We start from the raw sequence: 16,830 nt of genomic DNA, 5'->3' as shown, positions 1-16,830 counted from the left end.
AGGAAGATGGTCTACAGCAAGCAGGAAACGGCGGGCGCCCCGACGTGTTGTCACGCGGCCAGGTAGTACACGTCCCCGGTTGCGTCGACGCTTGATGTGAGGCTGTTTCCCATGTTCGATCCGGTCATAGCGCCCAGCGGTACGCTGCTCGGCCTGCTCCAGCGGGGCCGCGGCGACGGCACGCTGCACGCGCTCACCGCCCCGCGCCCCGAGGCGCTGGCGGCGCTGAACCACTGCGTGCTGCACGATCCCCGCCACGACTGGCAGGTGGAGAACCGCTCCCTCTACTACGCCCGCCTCTACCTCGACCTGAACGGCGAGCTGGACGAGGTCGAGGCCCATCTCTTCGGCGCCGAGGACGTCCTCGACAGCGACGAGTCACGCACCGGGCTCGCCCTGGCCGTCCTCGGGCATCTCGCCTCCTACGGCAGGCGGGACGCCCTCGAACTGCTGCGCAGGTACGCCGCCCACGGCTCCAACTGGGCCTGGGCCCTCGACGAGCTCGCCCTCAGGGACGACGACGCGGGCCTGCGCGCCCTCGCCGCCCCTGTCCTCGCCCGGTTCCCGGCCGACCCGGAGGGCGACGCCGAGCTGGCCGCCACCGTCCGGGACGCCTTCGAGCCCCGACCCTGGCGCCTGTGGGCCGAGGATCCGCGCGACTCCGTAGCCACCCGTGTGCGTGCCGCTCACGAGACGGGCTGCTTCGACCGCTGGCAGCGCCAGATGCGGCCCTCCGGCCCCCGTCCGGGCTGGAGCGTGCAGGCCGTCTTCGAATGGGCCCAGCAAGGCATCGAGCGGGGAGCCGCCCTCCACGTACCGGCCGCGCGCTGTCTCAGCGCCGTGGCCGGACCCGAGGACCGGGCCGAGATCGTCCGGGCGGCGGAGGACGGAACCGACGGAGCACGGTGTACGGCTCTGCGGTACCTCGCCGACGGCAACGACCCCGAGGCCCTCGATCTGATCGAGGGCGCCGTGGCCAACGGCTCGACGCTCGTCGTGGACGCGGCCGTCGACGCCTTCGAGCGAATGCGCTCACTCGCCGCCGTGGACCGGGCGCGCGGCTGGGCCCGGCGCCCGGATCCGCTGGGCGCCGCCGCCGGGCGCGTGCTCGCCTGCCGGGGCGGGGTCCAGGACCGCGACCTGGTCCTCGCGGCCCTGCGCGAGGCCGTGCGGGGCGAAGGCCCCGACGCACCGACCCTGTGGACCCTCGTGGACGGCACCGGACGGCTGGGCATCGCCTGCGCCGCACCCGTACTGCGCCACGTCTACCGCGAGACGGCCTCCTCCCACCTGCGCGGCCGGGCCGCCCGGGCCCTCGCCGCCACCGACCCCTCCTTCGCCACCGGCTTCGCCGTCGAATGCCTGTGGGACTGCGAGGAGACCACCCGGGAGATCGCCGCCCGGCACGCCGAGACCGGAGACACCCGCGTCGTCGAGCGGCTGCGCCGGCTCGCCTCCGACCCGGCCGAGGAGGCCGAGGTGCAGACGGCCGTACGCAGCAGGATCGGTCCCGAGGAGACCGCGGTGTAACCCTGGATACCCCCCCTCTCGACGGGACGCCGGGGCGGATTCACGCCTCCAGGGTGAACAGGGGATGACCCGCTGGTCAGGAGGGCATGGACACCACCTGACCTGCGCGGGTGCACCTCAGAACGCTCATGGGACGTTCCTCGTCCGGAAAGATCCACGTTGACGCGGGCACGTCCGGCACGGCGACAACACCGGTATGCGTGTCGTCATCGTGACCGAATCCTTTCCCCCCGACGTGAACGGCGTGGCCCACTGCGCGCTCCAGACCGCCCGGCACCTCGTCGATCGCGGTCACGCCCCCGTCGTCGTCGCCCCGGCCCCCGCACCGGGGAACAAGCCCGACGCCTTCGCGCCGTGCCCCGTCGTCCACGTCCCCTCCCTTCCGCTGCCCGGCTACCCCCAGGTCCGCGTCGCCCTCCCCAGCCGCCGCCTGGCCGCCACCCTCGTCGGGCACCGTGCCGACGTGGTCCACCTCGCCAGCCCCTTCGTCCTCGGTGTACGGGGCATGGCCGCCGCCGCGCGCCTCGGCATCCCCGCCGTCGCCGTCTACCAGACCGACCTGGCCGGCTACGCCCGTACGTACATGGGCGCCGGGGAAGCCGCCGCCTGGCGGCGCATCCGCGCCGTGCACGGCGCCGCCGACCTCACCCTCGCGCCGTCCAGCGCGGCCCTGAACGATTTGGAGACCCACGGGGTGCCCCGGGTCCGGTTGTGGCCGCGCGGTGTGGACACCGAACGGTTCCGGCCCGACCGGCGCGACGAGGCCCTGCGCCGCGCGCTCGCCCCGAACGGCGAGCTGATCGTCGGCTACGTCGGCAGGCTCGCCCCCGAGAAGCACGTCGAACTCCTCGCCGGTGTCTGCGGCCTGGAGGGCGTCCGGGTCGTGATCGTCGGTGACGGCCCCAGCCGGCCCGGTCTGGAGCAGGCGCTGCCCGGCGCCGTCTTCCTCGGCCGGCGCACCGGTGACGACCTCGCCCGGGTCTTCGCCTCGTTCGACGTCTTCGCGCACACGGGCCCCTTCGAGACCTTCTGCCAGACGGTCCAGGAGGCCATGGCCAGCGGCCTGCCGGTGGTGGCGCCCGCCGCGGGTGGTCCGCTCGACCTGGTCGCGCACGGGCGCACCGGCCTGCTGGTGCCGCCCCACGACGCGGCCGCCGTCCGCGACGCGGTGCGGTCCCTGGCCGCCGACGCAGGGCTGCGGGCCGGCTACGGCGCCGCCGGGCGCGCCACCGTCGAGGGCCGCACCTGGGCGGCCGTGGGCGACCGGCTGATCGGGCACTACACCCAGGTTCTGGCCGGACGCCGGACGGCGGTGGCGGCATGAGCGACTCCCGTTCCGGCGGCGACCGCAGGTCGCTGCGGATCGTCCGGCTCGCCAACTTCGTGGCCCCCTCGTCCGGCGGACTGCGCACCGCGCTGCGCGAACTCGGCAAGGGCTTCCAGGCAGCCGGGCACGAACCCGTCCTCGTGATCCCCGGCGAGCGGATGAGCGACCGCGAGACCGAGCAGGGCAGGGTGATCACCCTGCCAGGGCCGCTCCTGCCCGGCACCGGCGGCTACCGCGTCCTCGTCGACAAGCGCCGGGTGGCGCGGCTGCTGGAGGAGCTCGCGCCGGACCGGCTGGAGGTGTCCGACCGCACGACCCTGAGATGGACCGGCAGGTGGGCGCGGCGCGCCCGGATCCCGGCCGTGATGGTCTCCCACGAGACGGCCGACGGGGTGATGCGCACCTGGGGCCTGCCCGAGGGAGCCGCCCGGCGTGCCGCCGACGCCCTCAACGTCCGCACCGCCCACACCTACGCGCGCGTGGTGTGCACCACCGAGTTCGCCGAGCGGGAGTTCGTGCGGATCGGGGCGCGCAACGTCGTCCGGGCACCGCTCGGCGTCGACCTGGTGCAGCGGCACCCGGCGCTGCGCGACCCGGCGACACGGGCCCGGTACGCGCGCGAGGACGAGACGCTGCTCGTGATGTGCTCGCGATTGTCCGTGGAGAAGCGGCCCGGCGCGGCGCTGGACGCCCTGCAGGCGCTGCGGCGTCGCGGACGCCGGGCCGTGCTGGTGGTGGCCGGGGACGGCCCGCTGCGCGCGCGGCTCGAACAGCGGGCGCGCGAGAGCGGCCTGCCGGTCACCTTCCTCGGGCACGTCTCCGACCGCCGGCTGCTCGCCGCGCTGCAGGCGTCCGCCGACACGGTGTTGGCACCGGGGCCCGCCGAGACCTTCGGGCTCGCCGCGCTGGAGGCCATGGCCTGCGGTACGCCCGTGGTCGCGAGTGCCTCGTCCGCGCTGTCCGAGGTGATCGGCTCCGCCGGTGCCGTCGCGGCGGACCATGGGGAGGCCTTCGCGGACGCCGTGGGCCTGCTGCTGGAACGGCCGGAGGCGGACCGGCGCGAGGCGGCACGCGCGCGTGCGGAGTGCTTCGGGTGGGATACGGCGGTCGACGCGTTCCTCGCCGCGCACGACGCGGCCGTCCCGGTACGCCCCGCCCGGCCGTTCGCGCCCCGGGGCGTGGCATGAGACCCCCGCGGCGGGAGGGGCCTCTCAGATTCGTCGCCCTCGGGGACGCGCTCACCGAGGGCGTGGGGGATCCCGTCGGTGACGGTCAGTGGCGCGGCTGGGCCGCGCTGCTGGCGGACGGGCTCGGAGGGGAGGGCGTCATTTCAGCCATGGCGGGCCCGGGCGGTTCAGCGGCGGCATGCGGTCACCTCGGCTGTGACGGTCCGGGCGGTTACCGGCGGCGTACGGACACGAAGCGGACGGGCGTGCCGGGGACCGCCTGGGCGGCGGCCGGGAGGTCGGCCGTGCGGACCACGGCGATCACCGGGTAGCCCCCGGTGGTCGGATGGTCGGCCAGGAACACCACCGGTCTGCCGTCCGGCGGGACCTGCACGGCGCCCAGCACCATGCCCTCGCTGGGCAGTTCACCCGGCCGGGCCCGCTCCAGGGCGGGTCCCTCCGTGCGCAACCCGATGCGGTTGCTCGCGGACGACACCATGAAGGCGCTGGAGACGAAGGTGCGGACGGCCTGCGGCGTGAACCAGCCGTCGCGCGGGCCGAGGGTCACCCGCAGCACCAGCTCGGCGGGGGGCGCCGGCTGCGGGACGACGTCCACGCGCGCGTGCGCGCCCACCGGCCGGCCCAGCGGCAGCACCGTCCCGTCAGCGAGCGGGGGCGGCCCGAGTCCCGACAAAAGGTCCGTCGACCGGCTGCCCAGCACCGGCTCGACCGCGATGCCCCCGGCGAACCCCACGTACGCCCGCACGCCCGACTCTGCGGGCCCGATGTCCAGCAGCGCCCCCGCGGGCACCCGCACCGGCGCACCCCAGGCGACGGGCCGCCCGTCCACCGTGACCCGGCAGGGCGCGCCCGCGACCGCCACGGTGACGGTCGAACGGGGGCGCAGGGCACAGCCGTTGAGGGTCGTCTCCAGCACGGCCGTCCCGGGTGCGTTGCCGACGAGCCGGTTGACGAGGTCGGCGGCCGGCCGGTCCAGTGCCCCGGAGCGGGGGACGCCGAGATGCGCATGGCCGGGGCGGCCCGTGTCCTGCACGGTCGTGAGGGCCCCGGCGCGGACGACGGCGAGCGCACGGTCCGTCATGACCCCGCCTCGGGGACGAAGCGCACGCGCGTGCTCGGCGACAGCAGCGCGGCCGGCACGCGGGCGTGGTCCCACAGGACGATGTCCGTCGTGCCGATCAGCTGCCAGCCGCCCGGCGACGAGCGCGGGTACACACCCGTGTACGGGCCCGCCAGAGCGACCGAGCCCGCAGGGACGGCCGTGCGCGGAGTGGCCCGGCGGGGGACGTCGTAGCGGGCCGGGAGCCCGGTGAGGTAGCCGAAGCCGGGGGCGAAGCCGCAGAAGGCGACCCGGAACTCCGTCTCCGCGTGGATGCGGGCGACCTCGCTCCGCGGAACGCCCCAGTGCGCGGCGACATCGCCCAGGTCCGGGCCGTCGTAGCGCACCGGGATCTCCACGACCTCACCCGCGCGTGGGGGAGCGGACGGCAGCTCCGCGGCGGTCAGTTCGGCGGCCAGCCCGGCGGGGGAGTCGAGGCCGTCGAGGAGGACCGTGCGGGCCGCCGGCACGATCTCGCGGGCCGTGAGGGATCCCTCGGCGCGGCGCCGCAGCAGCTCCGCGTGCAGGGCCTGGGCCTCGTCGTCCGAGGAGACCTCGACGAGCAGGGCGTCCTCGCCGACGGGCAGCACGTTCATGCGAAGGCCTCCACCCGGACCCCCGAGGCCTCCAGCCGCTCGCGCACCCGGCGGGCCAGTTCCACCGCGCCCGGGGTGTCACCGTGCAGGCACAGTGAGCGGGCGCGGACCTCGACGCGCGTCCCCGTGTGGGAGACGACCTCTCCTGAACGGGCCAGGGCGAGGGAGCGTTCCACGACGGCGTCGGGATCGGTGACCACGGCGCCCTCCAGGGTGCGCGGCACCAGGGTGCCCGCGTCGGTGTAGGCCCGGTCCGCGAACGCCTCGGGGACGACCGGCAGTCCGGCCTTCCCGGCCAGCGTCAGCAGGCGCGAGCCGGGCAGTCCGAGCACGGGCAGCGCGGCGTCCGCGAGGAGCACGCCGTCGACGACCGCCGCGGCCTGCCCGTCGTCGTGCACGACCCGGTTGTAGAGCGCGCCGTGTGGTTTGACGTAGGCCACGCGAGCGCCCGCCGCACGCGCGAAGACCTCCAACGCGCCGATCTGGTAGGCGACTTCGGCCGCCAGCTCGGCGGGCGGCACGTCCATCGCGCGCCGCCCGAACCCGGCCAGGTCCCGGTAGGACACCTGGGCGCCGATCCGGACCCCGCGCTCGGCCGCCAGTTCGCACACCCGGCGCATCGTGACCGCGTCCCCGGCGTGGAAACCGCATGCCACGTTGGCGCTGGTGACGACGGACAGCAGCCGTTCGTCGTCGGTGAGCCGCCAGCGGCCGAAGCCCTCGCCGAGGTCGGCGTTCAGGTCGATCGAGGTCATGTGCCGTATCTCCTGTCAGGCCACGCGGTACTGCTCGTCGCGGGCGTCGGTGAGGAACATCTGCCCCGGGGCGTGCGTGAGGGCGAACGGCGGTCGCGAGGCCGTCACGGCCGCCTGCGGGGTCACTCCACACGCCCAGAAGACCGGGATGTCGTCCGGCTCGGTGTCCACCGGATCCCCGAAGTCGGGGCGGCCGAGGTCGGCGATGCCGAGCCCGGAGGGATCGCCGCAGTGCACGGGGCTGCCGTGCACCGCGGGCATGAGGCTGCTCTCCCTGATCGCCGCCGCCAGCTGCCGGGGCGGCACCGGCCGCATGGACACCACCAGCGGTCCGTGCAGCCGCCCCGCCGGACGGCACTGACGGCTCGTCACGTACATCGGGACGTTGCGGCCCTGCTCGACGTGGCGGATCGGCACGCCGGCCTCTCCCAGCGCCCACTCGAAGGTGAAGCTGCAGCCGATGAGGAACGACACGAGGTCGTCGCGCCAGTACGCGCGCACGTCCGTCGGTTCGTCCACCAGCTCGCCGTCCCGCCACACCCGGTAGCGCGGCAGGTCGGTGCGCAGGTCCGCGCCGTCGGCCAGCACGGTCGTCCAGGAGCCGGCGTCCGTGACGTCGAGGACCGGGCAGGGCTTGGGGTTGCGCTGGCAGAACAGCAGCATGTCGTAGGCCCAGTCGGCGGGCACCGAGATCAGGTTGACCTGGGTGTGGCCCGCCGCGACCCCCGCCGTGGGGCCCGTGAGCCCCTCCCGGAAGCGGGCCCGGGCCGTTGCGGGGCTCCACGCGCGCGCGTGCTCGTCCACGAGGAGCAGGGGGCGGTCCTCGGTGCTCGTGCGGTTCACGCGAGCTCCTTCCCGCGCGTCTCGGGCAGTCCGAGCAGCGCCAGCGCCGCGATGCCGTAGCCGATGGCGCCGAAGACCAGCGCGCCGCCGACGCCCCAGCTGTCCGCCAGGAATCCGACCGTCGTGGGGAACACGGCACCCACCGCGCGCCCGGTGTTGTACGTGAAGCCCTGCCCCGTCCCGCGCACCGCGGTCGGGTACAGCTCGCTCAGGTAGGAGCCGAAGCCGCTGAAGATCGCCGACATGCAGAACCCGAGCGGGAAACCGAGCACCAGGAGCAGGGTGTTGGCGCCGCTCGGGATGTTCGCGTAGGCCAGGATGCACAGCGCCGACAGCAGGGCGAAGAGCCAGATGTTGCGCCGCCGGCCCAGCTTGTCGGTGAGGTAGCCACCGGTCAGGTAGCCGATGAAGGCGCCCGAGATGAGGAACGTCAGATAGCCGCCGGTGCCGACGACCGACAGGTCGCGCTCGGACTTCAGATACGTCGGCACCCAGGTGGCCAGGGTGTAGTAGCCGCCCTGGACACCGGTGGAGAGCAGTCCCGCGAACAGGGTGATCCGCAGCAGGCCGGGCTTGAAGATCGCCGTGAACGAGCCCTTCTCCGCGCTCTGCTCACGCGCAGCGGTGGCCTCCGGGGCGTCGTGCACACTGCGCCGCAGCCAGATGACGAGCAGCGCCGGCAGCGCGCCGGTCCAGAACATGATGCGCCAGGCCAGGTCGTCGCCCGCCACCGAGAAGACCAGGGTGTAGACGATCACGGCGAGGCCCCAGCCCACGGCCCAGGAGCTCTGGACCGCGCCGAGCGTGCGCCCCCGGTTCCTGGCGCTCGCGTACTCGGCGACCAGGATCGCGCCGACGGCCCACTCGCCGCCGAATCCGAGGCCCTGGAGCGCGCGGAAGACCAGCAGGGCCTCGTAGTTGGGCGCGAAGCCGCAGGCGACGGTGAACACCGCGTACGTGACCACCGTGAGCATCAGCGCCTTGACCCGGCCGACGCGGTCCGCGAGCACGCCCGCAAGGGCGCCGCCGACCGCGGACACCACCAGGGTGACCGTGGTGAACAGGCCGGTCTGGCCGCTGTTCAGGCCGAAGTAGGCGGACAGCGCGACCATGCTGAGCGGCAGCGTGAAGTAGTCGTACGAGTCCAGCGCATAGCCGCCGAAGGCACCGGCGAAGGCGCGGCGGCCCCGCGGGCCCAGGGCGCGCAGCCAGCCGAGCGCCCCGTCGTCCGAGGTGCTCTCGGTGGGTGCGGGGCGTGTGTCGTCGGTCAGGGCCTGCGGTGGAGGGGTCGTGCTCATGGGCACCTCGCAGAGGGAGGACGGAGGGTGCTTCGGGGTGAGCCGTGCCGTACGGAGGCGGTCGGCGTCGCGGTGGGGAAAGCGGTGGGGAAGCGGCCCCGCCGCCGCGACGCTGTGCGTAGCACCGTAGAGGATTGTTCAACGATCCCTCAATACCCATGTTGGTTCTTCTTGTGATCTGCGATTGAATTCCGGCATGGCAGAGCAGCTGAAGGACCTCGCCGACGACCGGGCCCTGCTCGGGCGCACCAGCACCGCGGAACGGGTCTCGGACATTCTCAGGAGCCGGATCGCCGAGGGGTACTTCCCGCCCGGCACCCGCCTGTCGGAGGACAGTATCGGCGGCGCGCTCGGCGTCTCCCGCAACACCCTGCGTGAGGCGTTCCGGCTGCTCACGCACGAGCGCCTGCTCGTCCACGAGCTGAACCGGGGCGTCTTCGTCCGGGTGCTGACCGTCGAGGACGTCGAGGACATCTACCGCACCCGGCGGCTCGTCGAATGTGCCGTCGTCCGGGGCCTCGGCGAGCCGCCCTACGGCCTCGAGGGGCTCGCCGGAGCGGTCGCGGAGGGGCGGGCGGCGGCCCGGGAAGGTGACTGGAAAGGAGTGGGTACGGCCAACATCCACTTCCACCGGGAACTGGTCGCCCTCGCCGCGAGCGAGCGCACCGCCGAGCTGATGCGCAGCGTCTTCGCCGAACTGCGGCTGGCCTTCCATGTGGTGGACGAGCCAGAGCGGCTGCATGAGCCGTATATCGCACGAAATGTCGCAATTCTCGAGGCCCTTCAGGACGGGGACCGCCAGAAGGCCGAGAGCCTGCTCGCGGGATACCTCGACGACTCGCTGGAGCGCGTGGTCGAGGTGTACCGGCGACGAGTCGGCGAGGACGGCTGAGGACCGCCCGCAGCTGACCGGCCCGGAGGGCGTACCGCGTCGTTTGGGAGGTTGTCAGACCCAGGACCTAGTCTGTGCACCGTGACTTCGCCTGCATCGACGGACAGCGTTCCGCCCCAGCTCAGCGCGGGGCCGCGCCCCGCCCCGGGGCCGGCCGCCGACGAAGGCCTGGCGCGCCGCCTGCGCGCGCTCGCCTGCACCGCGCCGCTGCACGACCTGGACGCGCGCAAGGCCAACCTGGCCGGCGAGTACTCGGTGTACGGCATGGCGGAGGTCGCCCTCGCGGCCATCGACCTGGTCACCCTGAACATGGACTTCGACACGGGCGCGGACCACGACCAGATCGTCGCCCGCCTCATCCCGCGCATCGCCGCCCAGGCCGCACAGCGCCCCGCCGCCGAGCACGAGCGGGTGGCCCGCTGGGTCATGGAGAACCTGATCAACGTCGGCAGCGTCGACCGCGGATTCCGCGCCGTGTACGGCACGTTCGGCGCGGACGGCACCTATGTGCGCCGCGACTACGACTTCAAGCTGATCGAGGAGGTCCCCGGCCCCGGAGGCACGGTCTACCTCCGCACGACGGACGAGGCGGTCAACGTCCTCGTCGGAGCCCTCGACACGGACGTCACCAGCGCGCAGATCGCCGCCGAGGTCAAGCTGGAGATCCTGATCAGCCGCGGCCGCCTCGCCGACGCCCAGCTCGCCGCCGAACAGGCCCGCTACCGGACCGTGCAGTACTCCGAGACCCTGCGCCGCGCCCTGGACGCGACCCGGCGCAACGTGCGCGCGGTGGACTGGCTCTCCGCCGTGCCCGACATGATCGCCGAGGCACTGGAGCACGTCGCCGACCGCTACCGCCACGAGAACGCGATCCTCACCAACATCCGCAAAGCCCGTGACGAGTCCGAGGACCCCGAGCACAAGCGCCGCACCGCCGAGCTCGTCGACATCGTCAAGGACTGCATCCGCCGGCACACCCAGCTCCAGTCCAGGCTGCTGGAGGCCGGACCGCTGTTCCGCGCCGAACAGGACCGGCAGGCCTTCGCCACGCCCCTCACGACGTCGGGCATAGACCTCTACGGGCATCTCGTCTCGCCCGTGCTGCCGCTGCCGCTGGAGCAGGCCGTCCGCGTCACCGACGCCTTCTTCGGCCGCGGCACCGGGCTGCGCACGCCCGTGTCCGTCCGGGTCGGCGACCTGGTCGACATACTGCTGACGCCGCCGGTGGAGCGCGAGCACCTGGGCGCCGAGATGCCCGAGCCCGACCTGATCGCCACGCCGGACGACAGCCGTTTCAGCGAGGAGCAGCTGGCGGCGGCGCAGGAGCTGCTCGACCTGCCCGCGGACGCGCCGCGCCGGTTGTCGGGGCTGCTGGCCGAGGCCCGGCGGCAGGACCCCGAGCTGCCCTACCTGGTGGCCCTGCTGGCGGTGCACGCCGCCAGCCCGCCGGTCGGCACGGCCTATCGCCAGGGCGAGCAGAAGCTGCTGTTCGCCGTGGACGACGGGACGGAGCTCGACGACCCGGAGTTCGGCGGCGCGGACCTGATCGTCGGCACCGCGCTTCTGGACGCGGCGGGGATGGCGGCGGACCGGACGGAGGCCGCGTGATGCTCCCGCCGGTGGGCGGCTGCGACGCCGTCGTGGCCGACCGCGCAGTTCCCCGCGCCCCTGAGGGCGCTGCCCGCAACCTCGTCTACAAGGTCAAGGAGTTCCCGTCGTGAGCGAGCACGTCGAGTGGAGCGAGCCGGAGGGCCCGGCCCCGGTGGCCACCGCCGCCGTCACTCCCGCCGACGCCGCCGACGCGGCCCGGCTCGTGTCGTTCGGGCTGCAGCCCAAGCTGCAGCCCGCCCGCGACCAGGAGTACGCGGACCTGCTGCGCCGCTACCGCGAGGACCCGCCCTTCGCGCGGCTCGCGGACGCCGTGGCGACCGGGCTCGGCCTGATCGTGCTGGAGGTCTCCCCGCGCGCGGGCATGGCCGTGACCGCCGCCGAGGACTCGGTGTTCGCCGTCCGCATGGGCGACTACGCGCGTCGTACGTCCGCCGACGGCGGCGACCGCTTCCTGCACGGACTGGCCCATCTCGCCGTCGCCGCCATGGCGTTCCCGCGGCCCGAGGACCTCGCCGACGACGGCTACATCGGCCGGATCACGGTCAACGGCGTCGACGCCTTCGTCCGCCAGGCCTGCCGCCGGCTGGAGGAGCGCGCCGAGGAACAGGGCGAGAACACCGACCCGGCGAGCGACGCGCCGGGACTGGAGGCCGCCTGGCGGATCTGGGTACGGCGCAGTGCGACCGGGGCCACCAAGGATTCCCGGCGCCTGGCCGGTTCGACCACCGGCATCGTCGCCAAGGCCGCCGCGTTCCTCACCGAATCCGGCTTCCTGCAGCGCACCGGCGACGACCACGGCGGCACCTACCGCACCACCGCCCGCTACCAGCTCCAGGTCCGCGACATGGCCGGCAGCGCCGCCATGGCCGAGCTGCTGGACCTCGGCGTCGTCCCGGTCACCGACGGCACGCCGACGCTGCTGCCCGCAGAGGAGAGCGACGACCTGGAACTGGTCGCCGACGCCGGGCTGCCCTTCCACTCCTCCTGAACTCCCCATCTCACGAAGACTTACGAGAGTCCGCCATGTACGAGCTGTCCCGGGTCCGCCTCTACTCGATCGGGCCCGCCGGTGCGCGCTACGCCGACACCGTGCTTGACCTGCGCGGTGTGGGCGAGATCGTGCCCGACCCCGCGCCCGCCCAGGCGGAGTTCTTCGAGGAGGAGCCGGTCGGCCCGCCGCGCCGGCCCGCGCCCGCGGGCGTGCTCTTCCTGGAGAACGGCGGCGGCAAGTCGGTGCTGCTCAAGCTGATCTTCTCCGTGATGCTGCCGGGCCACCGCAACACCCTCGGCGGCGCCAGCTCCGGCGTGCTGCGCAAGTTCCTGCTCGCCGACGACTGCGGGCACGTCGCGCTGGAGTGGCAGCACGTGCTGACCGGCGAGTGCGTCGTCGTCGGCAAGGTCAGCGAGTGGCGCGGGCGGCAGGTCTCCAACGACCCACGGAAGTTCGCCGAGGCCTGGTACTCCTTCCGGCCCGGCCCCGGACTGAGCCTGGACAACCTCCCCGTGGCGGAGGCCACCGCCGTGCGGGCCACGGCCGAGGGCCAGTCCGGCGCGCGCGGGCGGCGCCGCACCATGAAGGGATTCCGTGACGCCCTCACGGAGGCGGGCAAGAACTACCCGCACCTGGAGGTGCACTGGGAGGAGATCCACGACCGCTGGATCGAGCACCTCGGCGACCTCGGCCTCGATCCCGAACTCTTCCGCTACCAGCGCGAGATGAACGCCGACGAAGGTGAGGCGGCCGGTCTCTTCGCCGTCAAGAAGGACGCCGACTTCACCGACCTGCTGCTGCGCGCCGTCACCGACACCCGCGACACCGACGGTCTCGCCGACCTGGTCAGCGGCTTCGGCAACAAGCTGGGCCGACGCGCCGAGCTGATGGCCGAACGGGACTTCACCGCCGGGTCCGTCGACCTCCTCGGACGAATCGTCGAGGCCGCCGAGGCCCGCTCACGCGCCCGTGACATCCACACCGCGGCCGAGCGCCGGACCCGGAGCCTGGCCCGCAGGCTGTCCGCGCGCGGTGTGCGGGAGCGGGCCCGGGCCGCCGACCTGGCCCAGCGGGTCACCGCCGCCGCGTACGCCGTCACACACGCGGAGGCGGCCCGCGAGCGCAGCGCGCTGATCTCCGCCGAACTCGCCTACCGGCACGCCTCGCTGGCGCTGGCCGGGGCCGAGAAGTCCGCCGCCGCGCAGAAGCGCGAGCTCGCCGACGCCCGCACCCTGTACTCGGCGTGGCAGGCCGCCGAGGCCGTGCTGCGCCACCGCGCCGCCTCCGATCGCGTCACCCGCGTGTCCGCCGCCATCCAGGAGGCCGAGCGGGACGCCGCGCCGGCGCTGGCCGCCCGCTCCAAGGCCGCCGTCGACCTCGTACGGGCCCTGCACGCCGCCGCGGAGAAGGCGGAGAGCCACGCCAACGAGGAGGAGGAGCGCTCCGCCGCCCTCCAGGAGGTCAGCGACGCGGCCTACCGGGACTCCACCGCCGCCGCCACCCAGGCACAGCGCGCCCGCAGCGAGATCGGGCACCTCAAGCAGCGCCTCGCCGAGGTCGAGCAGGAGACCGCCGAAGCGGTACGGGCCGGCTGGCTCGACGACTCAGCGCCCGACGCCGACCCGGCCCGCGCGGCCCTGGCCGCCAGCGACGCCGAGAAGACCGCCGTTGCAGCCTGGGACGCGGCCCGCGAGGCGTCCCGCCGGGCCACGGAGCAGGCGCGCGAAGCCGCCGCCACCGAGAGCCGCGCGGAACTCACCGCGGCCCGCGCCGCCGACGCGGCCACGGCGGCGGAGCGGTCGTACGAGGCCGAGCGCCGTACCGCCGAGGCGCTGGCGGGGGAGGAGCGGCTGGCGGAACTGCTCAGCCTCACCCCGCAGAGCCGTCCGGGCATCCCGCAGCCCCGGCACGACACGGACGGCGATCCGGCCGCACGGCCGGCCACCGGCGAGCAGGGGCTCACCCCCGAGGAGCTCGACCGTTTCGCCGACGACCTGCGCGACCTGCTCGACAACGCCGTCTCCTCCGCCGAGCGGCAGCTGTTCGACCTGCGTACGGCCGCCGCCGACGACTCCCGGATCCTCGGCGCGCTCGGCGACGGCGGGCTGCTGCCGCCCGGGCCCGACGTGCTCGCCACGGTCGAGTTCCTCGGCGAGCACGGCATCCCCGCGCTGCCCGGCTGGCGCTACCTCGCCCAGGCCGTCGACCCGGCCGACCACGCGCGCGTGCTGGCCGCCCGGCCCGAACTCGTCGACGGCGTGATCATCACCGACCCGGACTCCCACGCCCGCGCCCGGGAAGCCCTGGGCGACGCGGCACTGCTGCCCCGCTCCGCCGTGGCGGTCGGCACCGCCGCCGCCCTGCTCGCTCCGACCCCGGCCCCGGACACCGTCAGCGGCGACGTGTTCCTCGTGCCGCCGAACCCGGCGATGCACGACGAGCACGCCGCCGACGAGGAGCGGCAGGCACTGCGTGCCCGGGCCGGCGAGCGGGACGAGGAGATCCGCACGCTCGCCGCCCGGCTCGGCAAGGACCGCGAACTGGCCGCCCGGCTCGCCTCCTGGCGCACCGGCTGCCCCGCCGGCCGGCTGACCGAACTGGCCCGGGCGGCTCACGACACGCACGAGTTCGCCGAGGAGTCGGAAGCCGAACTGGCGGAGGCGCGGACCCTGCGGGCGGAGGCCGACGAGGTCGCCACCGAGGCCGCGCGCGTCCGCGACGAGCGGCAGGAGGCCGCGCAGAAGGCCCGCCGCTCCGCCGACGCCCTCGCCGGGCTGGCCTTCCGGTTGCGCGAGCGGGCCGGCTGGCAGGTCAAGCTGCGCGAACTGGCCGACGAGGCGGCCGAGTCCGAGGCGAGCGCGCAGGCCTGCCTGGAGCGGGCCCGGGCCGCCGACGAGGACCGCCGTGCCGCCCAGCGCGCCGCCGACGACACCCGCCGCACGGCCCGCGCGCTGCGCGCCGAGCGCTCCGAGATCGCCGGCGCCCCCGACGACGTACCCGAGGACGAGGACCAGACCCCCAAGTCCTCCCTGCCCGCCCTGCGCGAGGCCTACCGGGCCGCGTCCCAGGTGTACGAGAAGGTCGGCGTCGGCGCCGACCTGCGCGCCGAGCAGGCCCGCGCGGAGAGCGACGAGAGCGCGGCCCGCGCGGAACTGGACCGGCTGAGCAACAAGGTCCGCACCCGCGCGGAACAGCTCCTCGAATCACCCGACGGCTCCGACGGCCCCAGCCGCCAGGCCGCCGCCGCCCGCGCCGAGGAGCTGGTGCAGCTCCTGGAGACCCGGATGTCCACCGCGAGCGAGCAGCTCGGACGGCTGCGCGGCGAGGCCGAACGCCTCGCCCCCGCCGACGACGGCGAGAGCCACACGGACCTCCCCGAGGACCTCCGGCCGCGCGACACCGAACACGCGCAGACCCTGCTGCGCACCGCCACGGCCGAACTCGCCTCGCACACCGAGTCGCTGGACCAGGCCCGCGAGGCGCACGCCGGGCTCCTCGACTCCCACCGCGCCGCCGAGGACGCGGCGAGCGGCTTCGACGAGATCGCCGCCATGCTCCGCGACCTGCTGCGCGAGCACGCCACGGACGAGGAGCACGAAGAGCCCGAGCCCTACGCCGGCAGCCCGGAGGAGGCCCGGCAGGCGGCCGCCGAGGCCCGGCGTTCGCTGCGCGGCTGCGCCGCCGACCTGTCCGCCGCCGAGGCCGCCGTCCGCGAGGCGAGCGACATCCTCGTCCGGCACGCCAACTCCACCCGCTACGAGCAGGTCCGCACTCCGGCCCGCCAGCAGATCCGCGAACTGCCCGCCTCCGCACTGCCCGAGCACGCCCAGAAGTGGGCGGACGCCTTCGCACCCCGCCTGCGCGTCCTCACCGACGAACTGGAGCAGCTGGAACGCAACCGCGACTCGATCGTCGACCGCCTGCGCGGCCTGGTCGAGTCGGCCCTGGCCACCCTGCGCTCCGCCCAGCGGCTCTCCCGCCTCCCGGAAGGGCTCGGCGAGTGGTCCGGGCAGGAGTTCCTGCGCATCCGCTTCGAGGAACCCGACCAGGCCACCCTCACCGAGCGGCTCGGCGAGGTCATCGACGAGGCGACCCGTGCCGCCGTCAAGAAGAACTCCGACCTGCGCCGCGACGGCATGTCCCTGCTGCTGCGGGGCGTCGCCGCCGCGCTCCAGCCCAAGGGCGTCGCCGTCGAGATCCTCAAGCCCGACGCGGTGCTGCGCGCCGAGCGCGTCCCCGTCGGGCAGATGGGCGACGTCTTCTCCGGCGGTCAGCTCCTCACCGCCGCCATCGCCCTGTACTGCACGATGGCCGCCCTGCGCTCCAACGACCGGGGCCGCGACAAGCACCGGCACGCCGGCACGCTCTTCCTGGACAACCCCATCGGCCGCGCCAACGCCACGTACCTGCTGGAACTCCAGCGGGCGGTCTCCGACGCCCTCGGCGTGCAGCTCCTGTACACCACGGGCCTGTTCGACACCACCGCCCTGGCCGAGTTCCCCCTGGTCATCCGCATGCGCAACGACGCCGACCTCAGGGCCGGACTCAAGTACATCAGCGTCGAGGAGCACCTCCGCCCGGGCCTGCCGCAGCAGCCCCAGGCGGGGGAGGCGGTCCACAGCGAGATCACGGCGACCAGGATGTACAAACGCCCGGCGTCCACAACGCCCTAGGGACGCGGGGACCTGCGCGACCGGCGTT

General features: G+C 74.5%; 12 protein-coding genes. 7 read left to right on the top strand and 5 right to left on the bottom strand.

Annotated elements, in window-relative coordinates; all coding sequences use genetic code 11:
• Window positions 1–111 precede the first annotated feature (111 nt).
• The 3 genes from AB0B29_RS17295 to AB0B29_RS17285 all read left to right on the top strand — a co-directional run bounded on the left by AB0B29_RS17295 (window position 112) and on the right by AB0B29_RS17285 (window position 4,044).
• Window positions 112–1,530 (top strand): HEAT repeat domain-containing protein, encoded by a 1,419-nt coding sequence (locus AB0B29_RS17295; RefSeq protein ID WP_362240090.1) that lies wholly within the window; start codon window positions 112–114, stop codon window positions 1,528–1,530.
• A gap of 196 nt (window positions 1,531–1,726) precedes the next feature.
• Window positions 1,727–2,854 (top strand): glycosyltransferase family 4 protein, encoded by a 1,128-nt coding sequence (locus AB0B29_RS17290; protein WP_362240087.1) that lies wholly within the window; start codon window positions 1,727–1,729, stop codon window positions 2,852–2,854.
• Window positions 2,851–4,044, top strand: a complete 1,194-nt coding sequence (locus tag AB0B29_RS17285) for a glycosyltransferase (protein ID WP_362240085.1) — start codon at window positions 2,851–2,853, stop codon at window positions 4,042–4,044. The genes AB0B29_RS17290 and AB0B29_RS17285 overlap by 4 nt, the downstream gene beginning before the upstream one ends.
• A 211-nt stretch (window positions 4,045–4,255) precedes the next feature.
• Here AB0B29_RS17285 and AB0B29_RS17280 read toward each other — a convergent pair whose 3' ends face one another.
• The 5 genes from AB0B29_RS17280 to AB0B29_RS17260 are packed head-to-tail and all read right to left on the bottom strand — an operon-like array spanning window position 4,256 to window position 8,635.
• Window positions 4,256–5,125: a biotin-dependent carboxyltransferase family protein gene (locus AB0B29_RS17280; RefSeq protein ID WP_362240083.1), complete on the bottom strand. Its 870-nt coding sequence runs from the start codon at window positions 5,123–5,125 to the stop codon at window positions 4,256–4,258.
• The gene (locus AB0B29_RS17275; protein ID WP_362240080.1) at window positions 5,122–5,739 is read right to left on the bottom strand and encodes a 5-oxoprolinase subunit B family protein; all 618 of its coding nucleotides are present in this window, start codon (window positions 5,737–5,739) and stop codon (window positions 5,122–5,124) included. The genes AB0B29_RS17280 and AB0B29_RS17275 overlap by 4 nt, the downstream gene beginning before the upstream one ends.
• Entirely contained in the window at window positions 5,736–6,494 is a 759-nt protein-coding gene (locus tag AB0B29_RS17270; protein WP_362240078.1) for a LamB/YcsF family protein, read from the bottom strand. The genes AB0B29_RS17275 and AB0B29_RS17270 overlap by 4 nt, the downstream gene beginning before the upstream one ends.
• Window positions 6,495–6,509: 15 nt before the next feature.
• A complete protein-coding gene (locus tag AB0B29_RS17265; protein WP_362240076.1) occupies window positions 6,510–7,337 on the bottom strand; it encodes a putative hydro-lyase in 828 nt (275 codons plus the stop codon).
• Complete coding sequence (locus tag AB0B29_RS17260; RefSeq protein ID WP_362240073.1) at window positions 7,334–8,635, bottom strand: MFS transporter; 1,302 nt, start codon at window positions 8,633–8,635, stop codon at window positions 7,334–7,336. Before AB0B29_RS17260 ends, AB0B29_RS17265 begins: the two co-directional genes overlap by 4 nt.
• A gap of 196 nt (window positions 8,636–8,831) precedes the next feature.
• Here AB0B29_RS17260 and AB0B29_RS17255 point away from each other — a divergent pair, with 196 nt between their 5' ends.
• The 4 genes from AB0B29_RS17255 (at window position 8,832) to AB0B29_RS17240 (ending at window position 16,802) form a co-directional block, all read left to right on the top strand.
• Window positions 8,832–9,527: a GntR family transcriptional regulator gene (locus AB0B29_RS17255; RefSeq protein ID WP_362240070.1), complete on the top strand. Its 696-nt coding sequence runs from the start codon at window positions 8,832–8,834 to the stop codon at window positions 9,525–9,527.
• An 81-nt stretch (window positions 9,528–9,608) separates the two neighbouring features.
• On the top strand, window positions 9,609–11,135 hold the full coding sequence (locus AB0B29_RS17250; protein WP_362240068.1) for a hypothetical protein: 1,527 nt from the start codon (window positions 9,609–9,611) through the stop codon (window positions 11,133–11,135).
• A gap of 109 nt (window positions 11,136–11,244) precedes the next feature.
• On the top strand, window positions 11,245–12,126 hold the full coding sequence (locus AB0B29_RS17245; RefSeq protein WP_362240066.1) for a hypothetical protein: 882 nt from the start codon (window positions 11,245–11,247) through the stop codon (window positions 12,124–12,126).
• Between the two features lie 35 nt (window positions 12,127–12,161).
• Window positions 12,162–16,802, top strand: coding sequence for a hypothetical protein (locus AB0B29_RS17240; RefSeq protein ID WP_362240064.1), 4,641 nt, complete (start codon window positions 12,162–12,164; stop codon window positions 16,800–16,802).
• Window positions 16,803–16,830 lie beyond the last annotated feature (28 nt).

It is taken from the genome of Streptomyces tibetensis (assembly GCF_040647715.1).
In the GTDB taxonomy this organism is placed as follows: domain Bacteria; phylum Actinomycetota; class Actinomycetes; order Streptomycetales; family Streptomycetaceae; genus Streptomyces; species Streptomyces tibetensis_A.
This window is presented reverse-complemented; position numbering and strand designations above follow the sequence as displayed.